Here is a 17,541-nt window from a genome sequence, read left to right on the forward strand (position 1 = left end):
TGTTTGAGCGTTTTTTTGCCGGCGGCGACAACATTTTCAACGTTTCGAAGGCTATACAAAAAATCTCAAAACTTATACTCTAAAATAATATAGATTATAGAGAGAGTGAGAGAACCTACGTGAAGTTTGTAAGCATCATTGTGTCGATCGCCGCCCTCATCTTTACCGGCTTGCCTGTTCCCGCCATGGCGCAGGGGCTTGAGCAACCGGCCGATAAGCTTGTTTTAGGATTTTATACCGTCTACTATTCCGGCGATCGTGCCTCTTACGAGTCTCTTGCCGCGAATGGCTCCTATATGAATGATATTTCCGTCAAAACGTTCACCGTCGATTCGCTGGGCAACGTCCATGGTTCAACGCCCGCGGATGCGGTGAGCTATGCGCGCAGCAACGGGATCGGCGCCTTTGCCGCCGTAACGAACGAATATAACGAAGCATTCGATCCGAATATCGCTCACTCGATATTGGTTGACACTGTTTTACGGCAAAAGGTTATAGATCAATTGGTAACGATGGCGGTTAAGAACGGATACAGCGGCATCAATCTTGACTTCGAAAATATGTTTGCCGCGGACCGGGGGCTGTATTCCCGGTTCGTGAAGGAACTGACGGACGCCCTGCATGCGAAGGGGCTGAAGCTGATCGTTTCCGTTATGGCCAAGACGGCGGACTGCGCCGATTGCGAATGGTCGGGCACGATCGATTACGCCTCATTAGGGCAGCACGCGGACTATGTGCAGATTATGACCTACGAGCAGCACGGCGCATGGGGCGCACCGGGTCCTGTGGCGGGGGCCGACTGGGTCGAGAGCGTGTTGAAATATGCGACCTCTCTTATACCGGCGGGCAAAATTTTGATCGGACTTCCCGCATACGGCTACGACTGGAATGTAACGACCGGCACCGGCCATAAACCGGTTGCGTGGAAGTATATGCCGAAGCTGCTCGCCGCCGTAAACGCGGTTCCCAAGTGGGATGCGGCATCGCAATCTCCGTACTTTTCCTACACCGCGGGTGACGGAGCGGAGCATACGGTTTGGTATGAAAACGCCAAAAGCATCGCCGCTAAGACCGCTTTGGTGAACAAGTACGCCATTGCCGGAGCGGCCGCTTGGTGTTTGCGCCTGGAGGACGCCGGCTTCTGGCAAGCGGTGAGGAGAGGCTTGCAAACGCGGGCGACGGCTTCCGCGCCTGCGACTGACGCGTTGTTCACGTCGGTCTTGACGAACAAGCCGAGCTTTACAGGCGACGATATCGTATATATGAGCGTCAAGGTGAAGGATGCGAATCAACGGCCTGTTGCAGGCGCGATCGCAAACATGATTCATACGAATCCTAACGGCAAAGTAACCGTTTATTCCGGTACGACCGATGCGAACGGAAAGGCACTGTTTATCGGCTTTACTTCGGGTCGGACGATCAAAGGAACTTACAATATTTCCGTTAATGTTACGCACCCTCAATATAACGGAAGAACCGGTGCGGCAGCTTATGAGGTGAAATAACGGACACCACAGACGCTAAATCGCCAATTTGCCCACCGAAAATCCGCTAAAGGACACCACAGACGCTAAAACCCGATTTCTGGTGCTTATCCCTGCATTTTTGAGGAAATAACTGCAGTGGTGTCCGTTACAACTGTAAACTCCATCTAAAACGCCTAATAACTGCAACCATGTCCGTTAGAGGGAAGAGCCAGCCAGTCATCCGAATACGATGGCAAGCTGCTGAAAAATGTGCGAACGGCCCCGTTAGGTATTTTTACTTAGTAAAGAGAATTTTGTATCATACTATCCGACAATATTCAAGTTAAATTGAAGCTCGCGAATTTGGTGTAAAACGAAAAACGATTATGGTATCTTATCTCTATGGAACTAGGAATTGAGCACTAGATTTACAACGGATTTCCATATCGGGTGCTATCGCGATCAAGGCAGAGTCTTCAATTGCTTCTATGGCTGCTACCGTAATCGGAGCAGTCTTTTTTTATCTACATTTTTACGAGAAGGAATGACAATTATGGCGCTAATCCCCAAAAACACCGCTGTTTCCGTTCCACCGCCGGCAGCTCCGCAGCAGCCCCCGGCAAAACAAGAAGCGAAGAAGGAAAGCTTTCCGTCCTTCATTCCTGTGATGCCCAAATACCGTTTAAGCGATATGATTTTGCCGGAAAAAACGATAGCTTCGATACGCAATGCGCTTGCTTTGCGAGAAAAGAGCGAGCTCGTGTTTCAAGTTTGGGGGCTTGAAGAGACCCACAAGCATTCCAGTAAAGTAGGCATCAATCTGTACGGTCCTCCCGGAACGGGGAAAACGATGGCGGCGCATGCGATCGCGCATGAATTTCGCAAAAAGCTCATGATCATCAACTATGCGGATATCGAATCCAAGTATGTCGGCGATACGCCGAAAAACATTACGGAAGCATTCCGCATCGCCAAGGAGAGCGACAGCATCCTGTTTTTCGACGAAGCGGACGCCATATTGAGCAAGCGCGTAACGAATATGAACAACGCAACCGATACGAGCGTGAACCAAACGCGATCGGTGCTGCTGACGCTGCTTAACGATTATCAAGGCATCATCATATTCGCAACGAATTACATATCCAATTACGATCCGGCGTTTATGAGGCGTATTTTGGCCCATATCGAATTCGAATTGCCGGACCTAGAATGCAGGAAGACAATGTACGCCCGCTTAATCCCGGGCAAAATGCCTACGGACGTTAACATTGCCGTATTGGCGGAGGAATTTGAGGGCGTATCCGGCAGCGATATTTCGAATGCGATATTAATGGCTGCCTTTGCGGCGGCAAGAGCGAATGAAACGACGGTAAAACACCATTATTTCCATTCCGCTTTGTCCGATATTAAGAAAAGCCAAGCGGCGAATCAGGGGACGGTTCGAACCGACCGCGTTCCCGTCAGCGAAGACGCCGTAAAATCCGTGCTCGGAACAATTCCATCGTGAGAGGATGCATCGATACATGATATTGACGACGATATTGGTTGCGGCTTTGGCAACGGCGGGGGCCGCGGCGGTTATAGCGTTCTGGGACGATATTAGAAGCTGGTTGAAAAATGTTGTGAAGAAGCTCAACGCCGCCGTAAAAGCGACGTTGATCGGCATCAAAGCTTTTATCAAGCGGACGAAGGAAGCATACGTTGAAATCATTAAAGGGTATCAGAAGGATGAGAACGGCCAATGGCATATGACGACGGAAACGAGAACGGTTCCCGAATCGGAAGTGCCGCCGGAAATTCGCGCCAAAGCGCAGCAAATGAACAAAGAAGCGGATATTACGAACGAGCTGGAAAAAGAGCTGAAGATGTTTCTTTAGAGGGGTGAGTCTATGAGCGCCGGCACCGGGTGGGATCCTGTGGATAAGCTTTTGAACGGAATCGAGGGCTTTTTGGACAATTTTTGGGCTGAATACCGAGGCGGAACGCTGTCGATCGAAAAACCGAGCCACGATCGGATCGCGGAGGCGTATGCGCCGAAAATCGATTCCATCATTAAGAAGGCTGTTCAAATGGAACGGCTGGATTACGTCGGGGGCAACTTTTATTTCGAGCTTTCCGCTGACGGCGGGCATTTTCATAACGGGATGGACCTGTATTTCCGCCGCTTCGACGGGGAATGGGTTCGAAAGAAATGGCGTTCGGCCGCTATTCCTTTGTATGAACTTATTTTGGACAGCCAAACGAAATTGAAGAGAGAGAAGAAGTTGGAATACGACGTTACGAATCCACTGGAAGATGGAAGAGCATAACGGACGAACGCGATAAAGATTGGAGAATGAATCGAATGAATCAATGGATTATCGTCGGAAGCGCCGCCGGTGCGATTGCGGCTGCGGGACTTTTGTACGCTATGTTGAAACCGAATCGGACGCCGACTACGTTGGAACGGTTAATAGAGCGATACTCCGAACTAACGGACGGAATAATCCGCGATGAGCTTGCGAAGGGCGGGCTTACCTTTATCTCGGGCCAGACCTCGATCCGGCTGGATGAGACGGCGCGGCAAATCGTCGTCATTTCGGACTATTATTTTCAGAACGCGCAAGGAGAATGGGTGAAGAAAACCAATAAAGATGCGGCGCCGGTCAGCATCCTAACGAAAGAAGCGCTGCAAGAGCTCAAGGCGCAAGGCGTGCTTCTGTTCGATATCGATGCGCCCGCAAAGACATCGGCCGCAACTGCCGGTTAAAGGAGGGAAAGCTTGTGGAACCTTTTACATCCGGTGCAGCGGCCGTCGCCGCCGAAGCCGCCGCGGAAGGGGCGGCGATGCAGGAAGCGGCGTTGCACGCCATCGAGCTTAGCTCCGCCGCGGCGGAGAAGAGTGCGGTCGCAGACGTTACATTGAACGAAAAGACGATACATACGCTAAACGAGCTGCTTGATCAAGATAAATATAAGAAGCTGGCGGAATTTCGCGAGCTGTCCCAGACCGATCCCGAAGCGGCCAGAGCGCTGTCTGGCGACATTCATGTAAAGGGACAAATGGGCGAGGCGATTATGGAAGCGCAGCTGTCGCCTGCCGGCGAAGTGAAATCGCAAGTGCCGGTCGAGCTGGACGGAGCCCCGAGCTCGAACGTCGTAGACCTGCAATTAACGGAATCCAAAATGAATTTGAAACAAACCGAGCTTACCGTGGAGGACGGCGGCATCGTATCCACAGACAATTACGACGTCATGAAAGGGGAATCCGCCTCCTTCGAGGTGAAGAACGGCGGAATGCCGTATCTCCGGCAGGAGCTGGCCGCAGGCGAGCTGCAGCAGCAAATTGCAGCGGGGAAAAGCATATCGGACCATTCGTTCGTCGTCATCAACGAGGATACGGCAAGAGCGATCATGGCGAATCCGGAAGCGGGCTTCAAAATCATTCAAGCGATTCAAGACGCCGGAGGCAAGCTGATCGTCGGGCTGCCGGACCAAGCGGTGCAGTCGGCTATATTTTTAAGCTAGGAGGGCTATGATGACGAAATCTTCTTTCCAAATGACGGTTTTGGCGCTCCGCTCCAACGATTCGAAGCTGCGGGAGGCGTTCGCCCGTTACAGCGACCGGTTTGCGACGGCGGCCGGCAAGGACGTGGCGTTCGCACGCAAAGTAGAGCTGATGAAAGACGCGGAATCGGCGAAACGCGACATCGAAGCCGCTATATCGCATCTGCATGCTTCAGGCTCGGCGCAGGTGTACCGGCTGCCCGAAGCGTCGTTCTCCGGGTTCGGGGATTCGCCGGCCAAATACGTTTTCATGAACGGCTTGTACGATTCGTCGAGGCTGCGTGAACTGTTGGATGCCCATAAGGAACGACTTACGGGCGTGTTGACCGAAACTTATTATTCGTTGCTTCGGCCTATGACTTCGGACGATTACGTACTTTTTTGGAATGTAGGGGAGCTTGAAGCGGATGACATTCTACAGAATTGAAGAAGCCGATTTACCGGCCGAGAAGCACAGCTACTATGTGTATCAAGGCTTGCAGGAGCTCGAGGTTCAACTGAATACCGGCTTTACGGCGGTGCGCGACCTGCTGGAGTGCGTACATTCGCAGCTGAGCGCCGGCAAGTCGGTGATTATGCATATTGCGTATATAGACGAGCAAATCAAGTACTACGTACAATGCGACAGTGCGGAGCTGCTTGACGTTCTGATCCAGAGCACGCCGCGCTTGCGATGGACGAAAGAGCGGCAGCCGTTTGACGCTGCATTCGCCGCCGATAAGGTTACGCTTGCCGGCAGCGCCAGCCCGCTGATTTTGAAGGAGCGGGACGATAACCCCGTGGACGAGCTGATCCGGCTAGCCGGCAAAGAGCCGTTCCTGATTCAAATCAAGCTCGGTGTTGCGGATTCGGACCATATGAGCCGCCAAATGAGCCTGCTGCAAAAGCATATCAACGAAATTTCCAAAGAGGCGGAGAAGCAGGTCGGCGAGCAAGGAAACTTGGGCGAACATCTGCGAAAGCTGTTCGCGGGCGGCGAAAATTTGTCGTATCAGCAAACGAACGCTTCCGCCAAGCAGCAGATGGAAATATTGCAAAATCATTTGTATATGCTCACCACCCAAGGAGGAATATTCGCTTCCTCCTTATTTCATATTTACGGCAGCAAGAAAACCGCCCCGGCCATCGCCTCCCATCTGGAGCGGACGTCCAGAAGATCCGGTTCTCTCAGCCTGTATCGGCTTAGGAAAGGGCAAACGTTTACGTCCGATTACTTGAATTTCGCCAGCGTAAACGGCGTCGCCTCGCTGATCGCTCTGCCGATGAAGCCTACACCCGGCTTGAAGCTTAACGTACGCGCGACTTTTGGCGCTGAAGCCGGGGAGACCGCAGATGGAAAGCGGATCGAGCTCGGAAAGCTCATGACCTCTTACCATACGAATATCCCGGTATCCGTTCCGCTATCCGACTTGACGAAGCATATGTTCATATCCGGCGTTACCGGAAGCGGAAAAACGAGCACGGTCAAGTCGATGCTCGTTCAAGCCGTTCGGAACAAGGTCCCCTTCCTCGTATTGGAGCCGGCCAAGACGGAGTATAAATATTTGGACGCTCAGGTGCCGTCGCTCCGTAGATTCACCTTGGGAATCGAAGGCAGCCTCAGCTTTAAAATCAATCCTTTCGAATTTCCGGCGCATGTCCATATTCAAACGCATCTCGATCATTTGAAATCGGTATTTACGGCTGCCTTTCCGATGTACGGGCCGATGCCGTATATTTTGGAGACGTCATTCTATCACATTTACCGCCGTGCGGGATGGGATTTCGTTTCCGGCCGGAACATCTTTGAAGGGACGCTTGAGCGGGCCGACCTGTTTCCGACGCTTGAGGATCTGTATATGGCCATCGACCAAGCGATTGAAGCGGCCGGCTATTCCGCCGATCTGTCCAGCGATATCCGCGGCGCGCTAAAGGTCCGAATCGGCAGTCTGCTGAGCGGCTCGAAAGGGACGATGCTGAACACACGGGAAAGCCATTCCGTCGCATCGCTTCTGCAATCGCCGACGATCATGGAGCTGGAGTACATCGGCGACGATCAAGAGAAAGTGTTCCTTATGGGGCTGCTGCTGATCGCGATCTATGAGCATTATGTTTCCGAGGCGAGGCCGACCGGGGAGCTGAAGCATCTGCTCGTCATTGAAGAAGCGCACCGTCTGCTTGAAAACACCCGCCCCAGCGGCAATCAAGAGGTGGCCGATATGAAGGGGAAGGCGGTGGAAGCGTTCAATAATATGCTTTCGGAAATTCGGGCATACGGCCAAGGCTTGATCGTGGCCGACCAAATTCCGACGAAGCTTTCTCCTGACATAATTAAAAATACGAATATGAAAATCGTACATCGATTGTACGCCAAGGACGACCGTCAAGTATTGGGAGATTCGATGGGCCTAAGCGAGGAGCAGATGAACGAGCTGCTGCGGCTGAAGCAAGGCGAAGCCGTCGTGTTCCACGGAAAGGCGGATGCGCCGATGAAGGTGAGCATCGAGGTCGACCGGTCGATTCTTGCCGAAGATCAGCAGGAGTCGAGAAGGCCGGAGAAAATTCCGCTCGTTCTCGAAAACTACTTGCTGCAGGACGATTCGTTTCTAAAGACGATTTTCCGGCTCATGAACACCTATTTGCTGTTTCCGGAAGCTGAAGACCGAATGAATGAGGAGCTGAAAAGAGAAATTCGATCGGCCGCTCCCGGCATTCTATCGGCTGAGCCGGATTTGCAGCGTCTATGGGCAATGGCGATCGAACGGTATTATAAACATACGCGATTGTTCGAACGCGTCGCACACCCTGTTGCGCTCGATTTGATCCGAGGCGTCGAGTCGAGCGGCGATCCGCTTGCTTTCTTTGCGGCATGGGCACACACTGCCCTTCCTCTTGCTCAAAGCAAGCATAAAATGGCTCGCTTCTCATCCTTATTCGAACGGTACCGCTTCTTCCGAACGGTTTCGGCGTACCGGGAGGATCGGCTGTCCGGTGTGATCGCCAAGATTAAGGAAGGCTTGCATTACGAGAACGCCGCGCTCCATCAACTGCTTCTGAAGCAATCGGAAACAGGGGCGTTGGTTCGGACGGATTTGCTGAGCGCAGAACAGAAGAAGCAGCTTACCTATGCCATGATGCTTTACGAGTTTGAGGACTATTCATCGCTGCTGGAAGCTTATTTTGATATACGCTCTGTTGAAATCGCGGGGACGGTGCGGAGCAAATAAAGTATAATGGAAGGAGCGGGCGATATGAGAATCGTTTTGCTTATCGAATGGGTGATTATCGGGCTGCTGGCAGGCGCTGCGCTGAGCGCTTTCTGGGAAAATATTAAAAACTGGATCAAAGGAATCAGCTACAAAATCAAGTCGTGGTCCCGCATGTACATCCGAAAGTATAACAACCGTCAGCAGATCATTACGATCGAGAGCGAGACGCGGATCGTGGACGAGAGCGAAGTGCCGGAGGAAATCCGCGCTCGAACGTATGAGAATAAAGACATTACGCAAAAAGCGAAGCAGTTGGGAGTGCTTCAGCTCTAGCAAGAGGGGGATATGATGAACAACGGCGGCAATAAAAGCTATGAGAAGCATTATTCGGAGGAATCGTTCTGGGATAAGCTGAAGAAGCACGCGATCGACGCGGGCAAGAAGGTCGTATACAGCGCGCTGCTTTGCTACTATGCGGTACAAAATCCTAATGTCCCGATGAAGGCGAAGCTCATTATTTACGGCGCGCTCGGGTATTTGATATTACCTATCGACCTCGTTCCGGACATGGTACCGGTGCTCGGCTACGGCGACGACTTGACGGCTTTGCTGTATGCGATCGGGAGCATCGCAGGATATATTAACGAGGACGTCCGCACCAACGCGGTTCGAAAAATGCAGGATTGGTTCGGCGACGTTCGGGTGGACGACAAAGATATTATCGAAATCGAAGGAAAAATCGTTGAGGCGGAGAATAGCATAAACGAGATCGCTCCAAGCGATGAAGATGACGGCGAAGCTGATCGGGCCAAAAAATAGTTGAGAAACGGAGGAGGCCTACATGTGAGCGCCTTCTTGACGATTCGGCCATCATGTAGTAAATTAGTTCCAATTTATTGTTCCAAAGGCGTTGACCAAAGACAAGGCATTCTCTAAATCTGCATTCCAGAGAGGAAATCCAAGGCTGAAAGATTTCCCGCCGACCCAATGCCCTCCCGCTTTGAGAGCTGCAGCGGCGAACAAGAAGTATCCGCTGCCGGTGTCGGCCGTTATCCGAGAGAGGGTCGCCCGTGTTGAACGGCGGCCGAATTAGGGTGGTACCACGACACATTCGTCCCTGACGGATGTGTTTTTTTATTTTCTCTAATAAAGATGAAGGGTGGTCCATGCAATGAGACAGTCGGCTTTATTTGTAAATACGCTAAGGGAAGCTCCGTCCGACGCCGAAATCGCCAGTCATCGATTGCTGCTGAAGGCCGGGTTGATCAGGCAGCTTGCAGCCGGAATCTATACGTATTTGCCGCTTGCAAGGCGGGTGCTGCGCAAGCTCGAGCGGATCGTGCACGAGGAAATGGACCGGGCGGGAGCGCAGGAGATTTTGATGCCGGCACTGCAGCCCGCGGAATTATGGAAGGAATCCGGAAGGTACGACGTCTACGGGCAGGAGCTGATCCGGCTAACAGACCGCCACGAGAGACAATTTGCGTTAGGTCCTACTCACGAAGAGGTCATAACGGAATTAGTAAAGAACGAGATCGGCACCTACCGCAAGCTGCCGGTTACGCTATATCAATTGCAAACGAAGTTTCGGGACGAACGGCGTCCCCGATTCGGGCTGCTGCGCGGCAGGGAGTTTTTGATGAAAGACGCGTATTCGTTCGATACGAGCTTGGAAGGGCTGGATCGTTCCTATCGGACGATGTTTGATGCATACATGCGTATATTCGAGCGGTGCGGACTTCGATTTCGCGCCGTAGAGGCCGATGCGGGCGCGATCGGCGGAGAGGGCGGAACACATGAGTTTATGGCGCTAGCCGATATCGGCGAAGATACGATCGTCGCTTGCGATCGCTGCGGTTATGCGGCAAATTTGGAAATCGTTCAAGCCGGTGCGGGGAATTCGCAAGCGTTAAACGAAGGGGATTCATGTCCGCATTGTCTGAACGGCGAATTGATATTTTCCAAAGCGATCGAGCTGGGGCACGTCTTCAAGCTAGGGACGAAATACAGTGAAAAGCTCGGCGCATTGTTTTCGGATTCGAACGGCACGAAGCGGCCCGTTGTGATGGGGTGCTACGGAATCGGCGTTTCCCGCATGGCGGCGGCGATCGTGGAACAAAATCACGATGAGAAGGGCATCATTTGGCCTATGGCCGTTGCTCCCTATCATGTCCATATGATTCCGGTATCGGCTCGGGACGGAATGCAGATGGAGGCTGCGGAACAAATATATGAACGGCTGAAACATCAAGGAATCGAAGTTTTGATCGACGATAGAGACGAGCGGGCAGGTGTAAAATTCAACGATTCCGACCTGATCGGAATTCCGATCCGGATGATCGCCGGCAAACAGTCGGCGAGTGGAATCGTCGAATTCGAAGAACGCGGAGCCGGCGAAAAACAAGAGATGCAAATCGAAGATGCAATAGCCCGTATCAGTAAGTTAGTATATGGTTACGGAACTGTTGGATAACATACTGCGATGAAATATTGACCAGGAGGATTCCCCTATGAGCGACAATCAACTTACTCTATCGGAAGCTTATTACGCATCCGCCCATCCGTTAATCGGAAACGGGAAAAGAAACGTTCAAGTGCTGAAGGAAGCATTCGATAATATGAACGGCGATCTCGACAGCGATCTGTACGGCTCCGGCGAAATGATCGAAGCGTTCCAGCGGAAAATGGCGGAGCTTCTCGGGAAACCATCGGCCGTGTTTTTCCCGAGCGGTACGATGGCGCAGCAAATTGCTTTGCGGATCTGGTGCGACCGCCGAGGGATCAAGAAGGTGGCGTATCATCCGCTATGCCATCTGGAAATTCACGAGCAGCGAGGATTGCATGAATTGCACCATATAGAGGCCGTTCTGTTGGGCGACCGGGACCGGCTTATTCGATTGGACGATGTGCTGAATTTGGGCGAGGACATCTCTTGCTTGCTGCTTGAGCTGCCCCAGCGAGAAATCGGGGGACAATTGCCCGAATATGCGGAACTGGAAAACATTGCGGCGGTTTGCAGAGAAAGAGGAATAAAGCTGCATTTGGACGGTGCACGGCTTTTTGAAATTCTCCCCTACTATGAAAAGACGGCAACGGAAATTTGCAGCTTGTTCGACAGCGTGTATATTTCGTTCTACAAAGGCATCGGAGGCATTGCGGGAGCAATTGTTGCCGGTCCGGAGGACTTTGCGGACGAATCGAAAATTTGGAAAAGGCGCCACGGCGGCGATTTAATCAGCTTATATCCTTATATCGTAAGCGCGGACTACTATATGGAACGAAGATTGCCGTTGATGCGGCAGTATTATGAGCAGGCGAAGGAGCTTGCCGCTCTATATAATCAATGCTTCGGCATCGCGACCCGGCCGGAACATCCGGTTTCGAATATGTTTCACGTTCATGTCGGCTTATCGAAGGCGGAGCTTGAACCGATTCTGATTTCGGTTTACAGCGAGAGCGGTATCGGACTTACGCCTAGAATTAACGAAACCGGGGATCAAAGCTGCTATTTCGAGGTCAATATCGGCGACAAATATAGCGAGGCTCCCAAGGATCGGCTGCATACCGCTTTTCGGCTGTTGGATCAGAAATTGAGTAAGAACGGGGGCGTGTGAGACCATGGCACAATGGACGACAGATCAAATCGGTAGCATGGAAGGGAAAACGATTGTAGTAACCGGCGGCGGCAGCGGGATCGGGTTCGAAGCGGCGAGCGTGCTTGCTTCCAAGGGCGCGGAAGTCATTTTGGCGGTCCGCAACGAAGAAAAAGGGAACCGGGCTGCGAAACAAATCCATGCTAACGATCCGCATGCGAAGGTAAGCGTGATGCACTTGGACCTTGGGGATTTAAGCAGCGTAAAGCAGTTTGCGGAGCAGTTCTCGGATCGCTTTAATCGGCTGGACGTGTTGATTAATAATGCGGGCGTCATGATTCCTCCTTACCGCAAGACGAAGGACGGCTTCGAGCTGCAATTCGGCACGAACCATCTAGGCCACTTCGCGTTAACCGGCAGGCTGCTCCCGGCTCTGCTCGCGGCACCCGGGTCGCGGATCGTGACGGTAAGCAGCATTGCAAGCCGTGGAGGGACGATTCATTTCGATAATTTGGACGGCCGCAACGGGTACAGCACCTTTAAGTTTTACCAGCAAAGCAAGCTTGCGAATTTGCTGTTCGCGGTCGAGCTTCAGCATCGGCTGCTGCGAAGCGGCGCGGAGACGATCAGCGTATGCTGTCATCCCGGCATTTCGTCGACGAATTTGTTGTCGCGCGGCTCCGGCAAAGAGGCGGGACGGTTCATGAAGCTGGCGATGGGGCTGGTGAGCCAGCCTGCGGCCATGGGAGCGTTGCCGACATTGTATGCCGCAACCGATCCGGACCTCCGGGGCGGCGAGTTCATCGGGCCGGACGGCAAAGGGAACCGCAAAGGGTACCCGGCGGTTACAGGGGAAGAGAAGAAGCTGTTTAATGCGCCCGTGGCGGAGCGGCTTTGGGCGGTGTCGGAACAGCTGACGGGTGTGACATATCCGCTTTAAACAGGCTGAGCATCCTGAGGTTCCGGCTGTATTTGCAGTAAGACGAGTTTGTCAGCAATATTGACTAATTTGTCAGCGGGCGCTGACTATTTTGTCAATCGCATTGTCATTTGCCTTCACGAGTCAATCGAATTGACAAATTAGTCAATCTACGCTGACAAATTTGTCAATTTGACTGACAACTCGGAGCGAAACAAGATAGAAGACGAAATGAGAAGAGGGAAGGGGAGAGAAGGGGAGACAAAAAAACTCCCCCATCGTAGGGGGAGTCCGTCAATTGCTTAATCGGAGACCGGAACCGAAATCCGAAGCTTCGTCCGTGTCGTACAGGCTAATGTCGGCGCCGAGCGCGCGGAACGATCCGACGACGTCTTCGTAGCCCCGATCGATATGCTGCACGCCGGCAATCGTAGTCGTGCCTTCCGCACAAAGCCCCGCGAGAATCAAGCATATTCCCGCCCTCACATCCGATGCATGCACCAGCGTGCCGTGCAGCGGCTGGCCGCCCTGGATAAACGCGACGCCTGAGCGCACCTTGATATGGGCGCCCATTCGAATGAGTTGATAGGCGTGATTGAATCGGCCGGGGTAAATGCGCTCCCCGATGATGCTTTTGCCGCGGGCTTGCGTCAGCAATGCGGTCAAGGGCTGCTGCAAATCGGTGGCGAAGCCCGGATACATCGCGGTTCTCACCCGCGTCGCACGCAGCAAGCCGTTGGAATGAGCCGTGACGGTCTGCTCGCCGACGCCGATTTCCAGACCGATTTCGCTAAGCTTGGCGATGCACGACGAAAGATGCTCCGGAATGACGTTCTCAACGGTGATCGAACCGCCGGACACGCCCGAAGCCATCAAGAAGGCTCCCGCTATGAGCCGATCCGGAATGACGGTATACGTGCATCCGTGCAAAGCGGAAACGCCTTCGATGCGGATCGTGTCCGTTCCGGCTCCGGTAATTTTGGCGCCCATCTGATTCAACAGGTTCGCCGTATCCGTCACTTCGGGGTCCCGAGCCGCATTCAACAGCACGGTCGTGCCCTTCGCCCGAACGGCGGCCAGCATTACGTTTATCGTGGCCCCGCTGGTGATCATATCGAAATAGACGGTCGCTCCTCTTAATTGTTTCGCTTCCACCGTGTAATGACGATCAAAGAACGTGAACGTCGCGCCCATCATCTTTAACGCTTTCACGTGCTGGTCCATCGGCCGGCTTACGAAGTCGTCTCCGCCCGGATAGCCTACCGACACTTTGCCGAACTTGGCAAGCAGGGAGCCTACAAAATAGTAGGCGGCCCGGAACGAGGAAGATTTCTCCGGATCCAAATTCGCGTCGCTTATCGTTCTCGGGTCGATCACGACGGCGCCGGAGGCGTCGCGTTCGGACTTCAATCCGATTTCTCGTCCGATATCGTAAATGACTCTTACATCGGCAATATTCGGGATGCCCAGAAGCGTTACCGGCTCATCCGCCAGACAGGCGGCGGCAAGCAATGCGAGGGAGCTGTTTTTAGAGCCCGGTATTTTCACGCTGCCGTGCAAAGGGGTGGACCGTTTCACTTGGATCGCTTTCATGGATAACTCCTCCGCTTAGGTGCTTTTCATCATCTGCAATCATCACTTGTATATTACTTCGTTCGAAATGTTGAATCATCTTTTCCGCCGCTGCTGCATCGGTGATCAGCAAATCGATGCGCTCGACCGGGATCGAGGTGGCGAACATCTTAACGCCCAGCTTTTCATGCGGGGCGAGGCAAACGACGCGCTGCGACGCTTCCGCGACCGCGCGGGTAAATGCCGCTCCCTCGGGCGTGGCGGTACTAATACCATTCTCGGCAATTCCGCCTCCGGTTATAAATCCGATATCCAAATTAAATTTCCTGAGCATATCGACCGCAATCGTATCGATGATCGTTCCGCCTGCCGTCGGGCGAAGCTTGCCGCCGATCAGATAAGCCTCGACATGCGGACGGCTTCGAATCAGCTCCGCTATCGTTAGCGAATTGGTAACGACCGTAAAGGGAATGCCTTCAGGGAAATATTTCAGCATCCCGTAATGAATGCCGGCCCCGCCGATGAAGACGGTGTCATGCTTCTGTATGAAGGATGCGGCCAGCTTCGAAATGGCGTTCTGATGAGGCGTCCCGCTCCCGTATCGGATCGATTGCGGCTGAGGCAGCTTGCGAACCTTCGTCGGAGGCGCAATCGAAATGGCGCCGCCGTATGTTTTCCGGAGCAGGCCTTGTTCCTCCATGATCGTCAGGTCCCGGCGAATCGAGTCGACCGAGAGGTGGAATCGCTCAGCGAGCTCCTTCGCAATGACTTTACCGTCACTGGCGAGCAGTTCCAGTATGAGCTGCCTTCGCTCCTCTGCAAGCATTAAACGCCCTCCACATTTGTGATAAGTTACCATGCCATGGACCTTTACTCATTTTATTCTGTATGCTTCATGATCGTCAATGAAATAATTCCGTTTTTTTCAGCATTTCTCAGCGTTTTGGACAAGCATTCTGAAGAAGGAGGATTTATCCTCAAGGTATGGAATGATTAAGCGACTATCATTCTTCGAACCTTTTTCCTATTTGACAAAACCACATTATTTTTATACCATTCCTTCTGACTTGCATGCATAAATATGGAAGGGGGGAAACGCGTAAAATGCGGAAAATAAATAAGCGGCACGTTCATGAGCTGGTTTCGGAGGAATTGCAGAAATATATAGCGGAGAAAGAGCTCGGAGAAGGGGACAAGCTTCCGTCGGTAGAGGAGCTGACCAAGCTGCTGGGCGTCGGCCGGTCTTCTTTGCGCGAGGCACTGCGATATTTGGAAGCCATCGATATTATTAAAGTTGTCAACGGCAAAGGCATTTATGTGAAGGATGCACGGTCGTTCCGGTATACCGGCAAGGTGAAAATCGAGAGCGAGAAAAAGTTTTTGCTGCATATTCTCGATGTTCGCAGAGCATTGGAAGGCAAAGCGGTCGAGCTGGCGGCCCAAAGAATCGACGACGAGACGATCGAGCTGATGAGAATTTGCCTGGAAGAGTACGACGACCGGAAACGCAAAGGCTTGGACACTTCCGCAATCGACTTTGAATTTCATCAATATATTTACAAGGCGGCGGCCAATCCGCTGCTGCAAAGCGTCTTCGAGTCGATCTCAGAGCTGTACGAGCGTTTTTTCGTAGAGCCGCTAGGGGAGAAACAGCTTTTTGACGACACCTATCCGTTTCACCGAACGCTTTATCAAGGTCTCGTCAAACACGACGTCGGGCATGCGCTGCGGGAATTTCACAAGATGATGGACTGCGTCGAAGAAAACATTCGAAAATATTAAAAAAAGATGTGAGATCGCTTACAATTCCATATTGACATAATCGTGCAGGTGCTTCTATGATTAACCTATCATACAGGTTGTTAGTATGATACCAATACTAGGGGGGATATACATGCGTCATAAAGCTTCAACGAAGCTCATGAAGATCGCGCTGCTGGCGCTGCTGATTGTGAGCTTGATTACCGCCTGCAGCAACAGCAATTCTGCCGATTCGGGTTCGAACCGGAAGGAAGATTCCGGCAATGCGAACGGTTCCGGCAGCGACGAAGTGATTAAACTGCGTATGATTGAAAGCTTAACGAGCCCTAAGCGCACGGAGCTGCTCAATGCGATGCTGAAGCAGTTCCAGGACGAAAACCCCAACATTAAAGTGGAATTAATATCGCCGCCGTTCGATCAAGCGGACAATAAAATTCGCACGATGCTCGGCGCGAAGCAAGAGCTCGATATTGTCGAAGCGCGCGACTTGAACGTGGCGGAATTCGTGAACAACGGCTTTCTGGAGCCGCTGACCGATTACACGGCGAATTGGAGCGACTTCGCGACGATGACGTCCGCCGCCAAATCTACGGCGACAGTGGGAGACAAGCTGTACTTCATTCCCAACGGATTGTATCAGCGCCAGATGTTTTACCGTGCGGACTGGCTGAAAGAGAAGGGAATCGAAGTACCGGCCACCTACGTGGACTTGGTGAGCGCATCCGTTGCGCTTACGGATTCCAAGAGCAACCGGTACGGCTTCTCCTTCCGCGGCGGCCCGGGTGCGAACGCGGTGCCGGACACGATGATCCAAGCCTATAACGCGGAGAAGGTCGACTTGAACGATGCGATGTTCTTGAAGGACGGCGGCACGATTTACTCGTCGCCGGAAGCGAAGGCGGCTGTGGACCTTTACTTGAAGCTTTATAAGGAAGGATCTCCGCCGGACTCCGTGAACTGGGGCTTCCAAGAGCAGGTTCAAGCGTTCACATCGGGTGTAACCGCTTTCCTGCTGCAGGACCCTGACGTCATTCAAGTGCTGCAGGAGAACATGGATGAAGGTACGTGGTCGACGGCTCCGATGCCGACAGGACCTTCCGGCAAAGCGCTCATCTCCGCAGGAGGCGCGGGATGGGGAATTACGTCTTACTCCAAGCATAAGGATGCGGCATGGAAGCTGATTGCGTTCCTGTCGTCGCCGGCGCAAAATACGCAGTTCTCAAAGGACTACGGGACGGTTCCGATTCACTCTTCGGCAGCCGAGGACGAATTTTTCAAAACAGGCCCGTATAAAACGCTCCTCGACATGACCAACATGCCGGACACGTTCTTGAACTTCAAGCCGCCGTTCGAATATCCTGCCAACGGGCAGTGGGGGACGGTCTCCATGGAAACCGGGCAAGCGATGCTGCTTGGGCAAGCAACAGCTCAGGATACGCTTAAGAAATGGGACGAGTATTGGAAAAAAGCGAAGGAAGAAAAAAATAAATAATTTC

Annotated in this window: 17 protein-coding genes; 15 read left to right on the forward strand and 2 right to left on the reverse strand. The window is 52.6% G+C overall.

From position 1 onward, the window contains the following. The first annotated feature begins 119 nt into the window (after positions 1–119). The 13 genes from PT964_RS07955 (at position 120) to PT964_RS08015 (ending at position 12,733) form a co-directional block, all read left to right on the forward strand. Positions 120–1,505 carry a glycosyl hydrolase family 18 protein gene (locus tag PT964_RS07955; RefSeq protein WP_274362816.1) on the forward strand — a complete coding sequence of 462 codons (1,386 nt, stop codon included), beginning with the start codon at positions 120–122 and terminating at the stop codon, positions 1,503–1,505. 514 nt (positions 1,506–2,019) lie between these two features. After that, positions 2,020–2,973, forward strand: coding sequence for an ATP-binding protein (locus tag PT964_RS07960; protein WP_274362817.1), 954 nt, complete (start codon positions 2,020–2,022; stop codon positions 2,971–2,973). Positions 2,974–2,989: 16 nt separating this feature from the next. After that, positions 2,990–3,343 carry a hypothetical protein gene (locus tag PT964_RS07965; RefSeq protein WP_274362818.1) on the forward strand — a complete coding sequence of 118 codons (354 nt, stop codon included), beginning with the start codon at positions 2,990–2,992 and terminating at the stop codon, positions 3,341–3,343. 12 nt (positions 3,344–3,355) lie between these two features. Next, positions 3,356–3,775: a hypothetical protein gene (locus PT964_RS07970; protein ID WP_274362819.1), complete on the forward strand. Its 420-nt coding sequence runs from the start codon at positions 3,356–3,358 to the stop codon at positions 3,773–3,775. 35 nt (positions 3,776–3,810) lie between these two features. Beyond that, positions 3,811–4,215: a hypothetical protein gene (locus PT964_RS07975; protein WP_274362820.1), complete on the forward strand. Its 405-nt coding sequence runs from the start codon at positions 3,811–3,813 to the stop codon at positions 4,213–4,215. Between the two features lie 14 nt (positions 4,216–4,229). Further along, positions 4,230–4,973 (forward strand): hypothetical protein, encoded by a 744-nt coding sequence (locus PT964_RS07980; RefSeq protein WP_274362821.1) that lies wholly within the window; start codon positions 4,230–4,232, stop codon positions 4,971–4,973. Between the two features lie 10 nt (positions 4,974–4,983). After that, complete coding sequence (locus PT964_RS07985; protein WP_274362822.1) at positions 4,984–5,439, forward strand: hypothetical protein; 456 nt, start codon at positions 4,984–4,986, stop codon at positions 5,437–5,439. Beyond that, a complete protein-coding gene (locus tag PT964_RS07990) occupies positions 5,420–8,218 on the forward strand; it encodes an ATP-binding protein (protein WP_274362823.1) in 2,799 nt (932 codons plus the stop codon). Before PT964_RS07985 ends, PT964_RS07990 begins: the two co-directional genes overlap by 20 nt. Positions 8,219–8,242: 24 nt before the next feature. Beyond that, positions 8,243–8,533: a hypothetical protein gene (locus PT964_RS07995; protein WP_274362824.1), complete on the forward strand. Its 291-nt coding sequence runs from the start codon at positions 8,243–8,245 to the stop codon at positions 8,531–8,533. A 12-nt stretch (positions 8,534–8,545) separates the two neighbouring features. Next, positions 8,546–9,019 carry a YkvA family protein gene (locus PT964_RS08000; RefSeq protein ID WP_337995013.1) on the forward strand — a complete coding sequence of 158 codons (474 nt, stop codon included), beginning with the start codon at positions 8,546–8,548 and terminating at the stop codon, positions 9,017–9,019. Between the two features lie 352 nt (positions 9,020–9,371). Further along, positions 9,372–10,673, forward strand: coding sequence for a proline--tRNA ligase (gene proS / locus PT964_RS08005; RefSeq protein WP_274362825.1), 1,302 nt, complete (start codon positions 9,372–9,374; stop codon positions 10,671–10,673). 37 nt (positions 10,674–10,710) lie between these two features. After that, complete coding sequence (locus PT964_RS08010) at positions 10,711–11,814, forward strand: threonine aldolase family protein (RefSeq protein ID WP_274362826.1); 1,104 nt, start codon at positions 10,711–10,713, stop codon at positions 11,812–11,814. A 4-nt stretch (positions 11,815–11,818) separates the two neighbouring features. Beyond that, positions 11,819–12,733 carry an oxidoreductase gene (locus PT964_RS08015; RefSeq protein ID WP_274362827.1) on the forward strand — a complete coding sequence of 305 codons (915 nt, stop codon included), beginning with the start codon at positions 11,819–11,821 and terminating at the stop codon, positions 12,731–12,733. A 273-nt stretch (positions 12,734–13,006) separates the two neighbouring features. On the opposite strand, the gene murA is transcribed toward PT964_RS08015, so the two are convergent. Beyond that, complete coding sequence (murA, locus tag PT964_RS08020; RefSeq protein WP_274362828.1) at positions 13,007–14,305, reverse strand: UDP-N-acetylglucosamine 1-carboxyvinyltransferase; 1,299 nt, start codon at positions 14,303–14,305, stop codon at positions 13,007–13,009. Then, entirely contained in the window at positions 14,241–15,110 is an 870-nt protein-coding gene (locus tag PT964_RS08025; RefSeq protein WP_274362829.1) for a DeoR/GlpR family DNA-binding transcription regulator, read from the reverse strand. Before PT964_RS08025 ends, murA begins: the two co-directional genes overlap by 65 nt. A 278-nt stretch (positions 15,111–15,388) precedes the next feature. On the opposite strand from PT964_RS08025, the gene PT964_RS08030 reads away from it, so the two are divergent. After that, the gene (locus PT964_RS08030; protein ID WP_274362830.1) at positions 15,389–16,066 is read left to right on the forward strand and encodes a FadR/GntR family transcriptional regulator; all 678 of its coding nucleotides are present in this window, start codon (positions 15,389–15,391) and stop codon (positions 16,064–16,066) included. Positions 16,067–16,178: 112 nt separating this feature from the next. Then, positions 16,179–17,537, forward strand: coding sequence for an ABC transporter substrate-binding protein (locus PT964_RS08035; RefSeq protein ID WP_274362831.1), 1,359 nt, complete (start codon positions 16,179–16,181; stop codon positions 17,535–17,537). The last annotated feature ends 4 nt before the right edge of the window (positions 17,538–17,541 follow it).

Origin of the sequence: Paenibacillus thermotolerans (assembly GCF_028745515.1) — a bacterium.
GTDB classification, from domain to species: Bacteria; Bacillota; Bacilli; order Paenibacillales; family YIM-B00363; genus Paenibacillus_AE; species Paenibacillus_AE thermotolerans.